The sequence below is a fragment of the Nocardioides albidus genome, assembly GCF_006335005.1.
Lineage (GTDB): Bacteria > Actinomycetota > Actinomycetes > Propionibacteriales > Nocardioidaceae > Nocardioides > Nocardioides albidus.
Genome location: NZ_VDMP01000026.1, coordinates 161,177 through 167,572, shown reverse-complemented (window position 1 = coordinate 167,572; position 6,396 = coordinate 161,177). Strand labels below are relative to the sequence as shown.

Annotated in this window: 6 protein-coding genes and 1 pseudogene; 2 read left to right on the top strand and 5 right to left on the bottom strand. The window is 71.7% G+C overall.

What is annotated here, in order from left to right; translation table 11 throughout:
* The 5 genes and pseudogenes from FHP29_RS22855 to ftsE form a co-directional block, all read right to left on the bottom strand.
* A pseudogene (locus tag FHP29_RS22855) lies at positions 1–231 on the bottom strand (amidohydrolase family protein); the annotation flags it as partial.
* The gene (smpB, locus tag FHP29_RS16515) at positions 224–730 is read right to left on the bottom strand and encodes an SsrA-binding protein SmpB (protein WP_139623979.1); all 507 of its coding nucleotides are present in this window, start codon (positions 728–730) and stop codon (positions 224–226) included. The pseudogene FHP29_RS22855 and the gene smpB, both read right to left, overlap by 8 nt.
* Positions 731–765: 35 nt before the next feature.
* Positions 766–2,073 carry a M23 family metallopeptidase gene (locus tag FHP29_RS16510; RefSeq protein ID WP_139623978.1) on the bottom strand — a complete coding sequence of 436 codons (1,308 nt, stop codon included), beginning with the start codon at positions 2,071–2,073 and terminating at the stop codon, positions 766–768.
* Positions 2,074–2,128: 55 nt separating this feature from the next.
* A complete protein-coding gene (gene ftsX, locus FHP29_RS16505) occupies positions 2,129–3,076 on the bottom strand; it encodes a permease-like cell division protein FtsX (protein WP_139623977.1) in 948 nt (315 codons plus the stop codon).
* 26 nt (positions 3,077–3,102) lie between these two features.
* Positions 3,103–3,792, bottom strand: coding sequence for a cell division ATP-binding protein FtsE (gene ftsE / locus FHP29_RS16500; protein WP_139623975.1), 690 nt, complete (start codon positions 3,790–3,792; stop codon positions 3,103–3,105).
* 106 nt (positions 3,793–3,898) lie between these two features.
* Here ftsE and FHP29_RS16495 point away from each other — a divergent pair, with 106 nt between their 5' ends.
* Both FHP29_RS16495 and FHP29_RS16490 read left to right on the top strand, forming a co-directional pair.
* Entirely contained in the window at positions 3,899–4,564 is a 666-nt protein-coding gene (locus FHP29_RS16495) for a hypothetical protein (RefSeq protein ID WP_139623974.1), read from the top strand.
* Positions 4,565–4,644: 80 nt separating this feature from the next.
* A partial coding sequence (locus tag FHP29_RS16490; protein ID WP_139624308.1) for a zinc-dependent metalloprotease family protein occupies positions 4,645–6,396 on the top strand: 1,752 nt, incomplete at its 3' end.

Below are 6,396 nucleotides of genomic sequence, written 5' to 3'. Positions count from 1 at the left end.
GGCGCGGACGCCGAACTCGCGCAGCAGCGCGAGGCGCTCCGCGTGGGAGTCGCGGTAGCGGATCGGCCAGGGCCGGCCGAGCTTCGGTCCAGCGGAGTCGAACACCGCCCAGACGGCCCGCTGGATGTTGGGCGGCAGGAAGTGGACGTGCAGGTCGATCAGACCGGGGAGCCCGAGCGCCTCCCAGAACTCGCGCACCGCGCGGGCATCCGTGGAGCGGTCGTCAGTCACTCATGCCCTTGAGCCGGCGGCCGATGGCCTCCTGCTTCTCCCGGTCGGCCGTGCGCTCCGCGATCGCCTGCCGCTTGTCCCAGGACTTCTTGCCCTTGGCCAGGCCGATCTCGACCTTGGCCCGGCCCTTGACGAAGTAGAGCGAGAGCGGGATGACGGTGTGGCCCTTCTCGCTGACCTTGCGCTCGATCTTGTCGATCTCGACGCGGTTGAGCAGCAGCTTGCGCTTGCGGCGTGCCGCGTGGTTGGTCCACGTGCCCTGGGCGTACTCGGGGATGTGGACGCCGTGCAGCCAGGCCTCGCCGCCCTCGATGTCGACGAACCCGTCGACCAGGCTGGCGCGGCCCATCCGCAGCGACTTCACCTCCGTGCCCTGGAGCACCATGCCGGCCTCGAAGGTGTCCTCGATGTGGTAGTCGTGGCGCGCCTTCTTGTTGGACGCGACGAGCTTGTGCCCGCTCGCGTCCTCCTTCTTCGCACCCGACTTGCCCTTGGCCATGACCTGATTCTCGCAGGCAGGCGCAACGCGTTTCGCTACAGGTAGGTCATCGGGTCGACGGTGTCGCCGTCGCGCATCACGATGAAGTGCAGGTGGCAGCCCGTCGACCAGCCTGTCGAGCCGGAGTAGCCGACGACCTGGCCCCGCTTGACCTTCGCGCCCTCGCCGACGGCGTACCTGCTCAGGTGGTTGTAGACCAGCACGATGTCGGCGCCGTTGACCTTGCCGATCGCGAGGTAGAGCCGGTTGCCGTAGATCTCGTCGTAGTACTCGTTGATCACGGTGCCGGACTCGCCGGCCCACAGCGCGGCGCCGCAGCCGGTGCCGAAGTCGGTGCCGTTGTGCAGGCCCCAGTAGCCGTAGATCGGGTGGATCCGGTAGCCGTACGGCGAGGTGACCGGGCCCGGGCCGGGGCGGGCGAGGAGGCCTCCAGTGGCGCCGTTGTAGCTGCCCTTCTGCTTCTTGGCGAGCTCCATGATCTTCTGCCGGATCCTCGCCTCGCGCTTCTCGAGGCGGCGCAGTGCGTCGCGATCGGCCTCGCGCGCGGCGACGACCTCCTTGCGCACACCCTTGGTGCGGGCCACGAGGCTCTCGACCTCGCTCTCCGTGGCCGCGGCCCGGTCGACGAGAGCACTCACCTGGGCGACGTTGTCGTCGGCCGCCTGCTTGGCGGCGGCGACCTCGTCGCGTGCTGCGCGGACGGCCGCGCGCTGCGCCTCGAGCGCGTCCTCGGCGGCCTCCAGGGCCACCAGCGCGTCGTTCTGGCGACCGACGACGAGCTCGTTGGTCGTCTCCCCCATCAGCACGTCCTCGATGTCCCCGGCGTCGGCGTACGCCGCCAGCAGGGCCAGGCGCGCATCGCCCTGCTGGGCGAGCCCGATGAGCGTGTCGCGGCTGGCGTCGCGCTGGACGGCGACGTCGGCGCGGGCCTGCGCGAGCGCGGCCCGGGCGGCGGCCAGCCGACCCTGGGCCTCGGCGAGCTGGGTGGCGAGGGTGGCGGCCGCGGCCTGCGCGTCGGCGAGGTCGGCGCGCACGGAGGCGAGTCGCTCGCGAGCACCGGCGAGACGGGTCTTCGCCCTCTCCAGTCGCCGCGCGATCTTGGCGACCTTCTGGCTGGCCTCGTGGATCTCGCCCCTGACGTCGGCGATCTGGCCCTTGACCTGGTTCTGCTTGTGCTTGAGATCGTCGCGGTCGTCGGCGTGGGCGAGCGGGACCGTCAGTCCGGCGACGGCGACCAGGACGGCCACCGCGGTCACGAGCCATTCGGGGTGAGCCCACACGGGCAGCCTGTCGCGCAGATCGTGGGCACGGCGCAGCCACGGGGCGCTGGGGAAGGAGCGCACTGTCAGACCAATCGGTGTTCGGGGAAGTGAACCCCTCGACCGTAGTCGCCGACGGTCAGACTTTGACGTATTTGCGGGTCAGCAGGAGTGTCGGGATCAGCGTCAGCGCCGGGCCGAGCAGCACGATGCCTGGCGGGAACAGCCCGAACAGGGCCTGGGTGTAGTCGCCCCAGTCGACCCAGGGCAGGAACTCGACGTGGTCGGCCAGCGCCTTCTCCACCCCCCAGTGCTGGAACGCCGCCAGGACGCCTGCCGCCAGCGCGACGCCGACGATCGCGGCGACGAGCGCCTCGAGCAGGAAGGGAAGCGCGATGTAGAGCGTCGAGGCGCCGACCAGGCGCATGATCGCGATCTCGCGCCGTCGCGCCAGCGCGGCCAGCCGGATGGTGTTGGTGACCTGCAGCAGCGCGGCGAACAGCAGGAAGCCGGCGCCGATCCACGAGCCGTACTTCAGCACGGTCATGATCCCGAAGATCTGGCCCAGCGCCTTGCGCTGGTCCTTGATCACCGAGACCCCGTCGAGGCCCTCGAGCGCGCTGATGATGCCGTCGGCGTGCTCGGGTGTCTTGAGGGTCACCCAGTACGCCGCCGGCCACCGCTCGACCGTCACGACGGGATCGGGGCCCTCGAAGGCCGCCTGGGTGTTGCTCCGCTTGGCCTGGTCGTAGGCGCGCTGGTAGCCCTCCTCCTTCGACTGGAAGGTGGAGGAGGCGACCTCGTCGCTGTCCTCGATCTCCTTCTCGATCCGCTGCCGCTGGTCGGCCGTGACCTCACCGCTGGCGCAGTTGGGACTGTGGGAGGGGTCGTCGTCAGTGCACAGGTTGACGAGGATCTTCAGCTCGTCGCCGAGGCTGTCGCGCGCGACGGTGGCCTCGCGCTGGACGAGGATGCCGATGCCGGCGAGCGAGAGGGAGACGAAGAGGGTGAGGATCACCGCCAGGTGCATCGACAGGTTGCGACGCAGGCCGGTGCGGAGCTCGGTGAAGACATAGCGCAGCTGCATGGGAAAGCTCTCTGGTCGAGACCGGATCAGTGCTGGAAGCCGTAGCTGCCGGACGCCTCGTCGCGCACGACCTTGCCGTGATCGAGCTCGATCACGCGCTTGGTGAACTGGTCGACGATGCCGTGGTCGTGGGTGGCCATGACGACCGTCGTACCGGTCGCGTTGATGTCGCCGAGGAGGTTCATGATCCCCACGGAGGTCTGGGGGTCGAGGTTTCCGGTCGGCTCGTCGGCGATGAGGATCATCGGCCGGTTGACGAAGGCGCGCGCGATCGCGACGCGCTGCTGCTCACCACCCGACAGCTCGTCGGGCATCCGGTCACCCTTGTCCTTGAGGCCGACCAGCTCGAGCGTCTCGGGCACCACCTTCGCGATGTCGCGACGCGACTTGCCGATCACCTGCTGGGCGAAGGCGACGTTCTCCGTCACGGTCTTGTTGGGCAGCAGCCGGAAGTCCTGGAACACGGTGCCGATCTCGCGCCGCAGCCGCGGCACCTTCCACCCCGCCATCCGGTTGATCTCCTTGCCGGCGACGTGCACGCGACCGGTGGTCGGCCGCAGCTCACGCAGCACCAGCCGCAGGGCGGTCGACTTGCCGGACCCCGACGTACCGACGAGATAGACGAACTCGCCCTTGTCGATGTCGAGGGTGACCTGGTCGAGCGCCGGTCGGCCGGGGCCCGGGTAGCGCTTGGTGACCTTCTCGAAGCGAATCACTGACCTGACGGTACGCGACGGCCGAAGGCGACCGGTGCACCGTCCCCGGTGGGTCGCGGTGGCTCACGTCACCGGCCGCAGACACGGCGTCGGTAGGGTGACGTCCGTGCCGATGGTCCTGCGTGCGCTGCTGCTCTCAGCGCTGCTCACGCTCCTGCCCGTGGGCATCGGCGTGGCGGTGTCGGGGGACGCGACGCTCGAGCGCCGGCCAGCGGCCTACCGGGGCACCGACCTGGCCGCGTTCGACACCACCAAGGCGGTCGTGCAGCGCGCCCCGTTCTGCGACCTCGTGCCTGCGGCGGCGGTGCGGGAGGCGCTCGGCGAGAAGGCCACGCTGGCGGCGTACGGCAACGGGGAGCAGTCCGAGGCGTTCCCCGGCGGGGAGGTCGCCCACGAGTACGGCTGCCGGTTCGCCCCGGCCGACGCGACCGCGGACCCGGGGGGCTCGGGGGACGCGACGGTCACCGGCGAGGCCCGGGGCTGGGTGTTCGCGCCGCCCGTGACCGCCGAGGCGGCGCAGGCGCTGGCCGAGTCGTCGGTGACCAAGGCGTGCGCCGCGCTCCCCTCGGCCCCGGCGTACGGCGCGCCGTCGACGGGTGTCCTCTGCGCCGGGGAGGCTGTGCGGACCGCGTCCTTCCGGGGCCTGTTCGGCGACGCCTGGCTGGCGTGCAGCCTAACCCTGCCGGTGGACGTGCCCGAGGACGACCTGGTCGAGCGAGCCGGGCGCTGGTGCGTGGCGGTCGCGCAGGCCGCGTCCGTGCCGCTGACCTGAGCCGCCGCATGGCCGGGACCATCGTCCCGACCTGACCCGCGACCGCTCAGGGAGCGCCCGCGGGGACCGATGGTGCCGCCATGCGGCTCTTCCTGCGCGCCGGCGCCCTGGGAGTGGCGGGACTCGCTCTCGCCGCCGGGACGCTGACCCTGCCTGCGGCCGCCGCCGAGCCCGATCCGCCGGGGCTCACGACCGCGGAGAAGCTCGTGATGGCGGAGGACCCGTCCGTGCGCGCCACCGACGACGGCAGGCTGTACATCGTCGACGAATGGCAGCCGCCGACGGGCGCCGCGGCCGGGAGCACTGCGGAGGCCGCCGTGTCCGCCGGTGTCGCCGAGGCGCTGACCGAGACCGCCAGCATCGACACCTTCGCCCTGCACAGCCGCCCGGGCGCGCTGCGCACCATCCATCTCGACTTCGACGGCGGCAGCCTGCTCGGCCTCAACCTGTGGGTGCTCGGCCTGAGCCTCAACGGCCTGGTCTTCGGTGGCTGGTCGATCGACACGAGCACCGGCACCTTCTCCGACGCCGAGCAGGCGATCATCCGCGAGACCTGGGCCCGGGTGTCCGAGGACTTCTCCGCCTGGGACGTCGACGTCACCACCGCCGAGCCCCTGTTGGGCGCGCTGTGGCGCGCCTCGACCAACGACCCGTCGTACGGCATGCGGGTCGCGTTCACCAACGACGGGAAGCTCCAGAGCCAGCTGTGCGGCGGTGGCTGCGGCGGCATCGCCTACATCGACACCTTCGACGACGTCACCAGCGGCGAGAGGGGCGGCCCCGCATGGGTGTTCCCCTCGTCCCTGTCGCAGAAGGCGAAGAACATGGCCGACGCGGCCGCCCACGAGGTCGGCCACACTCTCGGTCTCCTGCATGACGGGACCGCCTCCAGCGCCTACTACGGCGGCAACACGCTGTGGGGTCCGATCATGGGCAGTCCGTACGGCGCTGCGCTCACGCAGTGGTCGAAGGGCGACTATCCGGGCGCCACCAACAAGGAGGACGACCTCGCGCTGATCGGGTCGGGCGGCCTGCCCCTACGGGTCGACGAGGCGGGTAGCACGCCGGCGACCGCCGCCGCCCTGACCACCCTGCCTGATGGGGCGGGCGTGATCTCCGGCCCCGCGGACAGCGACTGGTACGCCCTGACCGAGTGCTCCGGCGCACTCACCGCCTCCGTCTCGCCCGCCGCGGTCGGCCCCGATCTCGACGTCGCGCTCGAGCTTCGCGACGCCTCGGGCGGCGTGATCGCCTCGAACGCGCCGGCGACCATCCGCGCGTCCGCCACAGGCCCCATCAGCGGCCTGGGCGCTTCGCTGTCGGTGCCGCTGAGCGGGGGTCCCTACTACCTCGCCGTGTCCGGCGCCGGGTCCGGCTCGGGGGGTGTCAGCGGGTGGGCCAGCGGCGGCTACGACAGGTACGGCAGCATCGGCACCTACCGGCTGCTCATGTCCGGCTGTGCCGGTGGCAGCGGCGTCCCGGTGCCCCCTCCGACCGAGGTCCCGTTCGACCCCTCCGGCGATCCGGACCCGGTGCCGGTCCCGCCGCTCACCTCGCTGCCCGGACGGCCACGCACACCGGCGCTGACGAACGGCGCCCGAGGCGGCCGGATCACCATCGGCGCCCGCTGGAGCACGCCGCCCACCGGGGGCGGCACCATCACCGGCTACGTCCTCAAGGTGTTCCGGCTCGACGCCCGCGGGCGGGTCGTGTCGCGCACGCGGACCGCCGTGCTGCCCGGGACCGTCACGGCCGCCGACGTGGTGCTGCCGCGCAAGGGCCGTTGGGCCGTGCGGGTCCAGGCCCGCAACGACCTGGGCTGGGGATCGTTC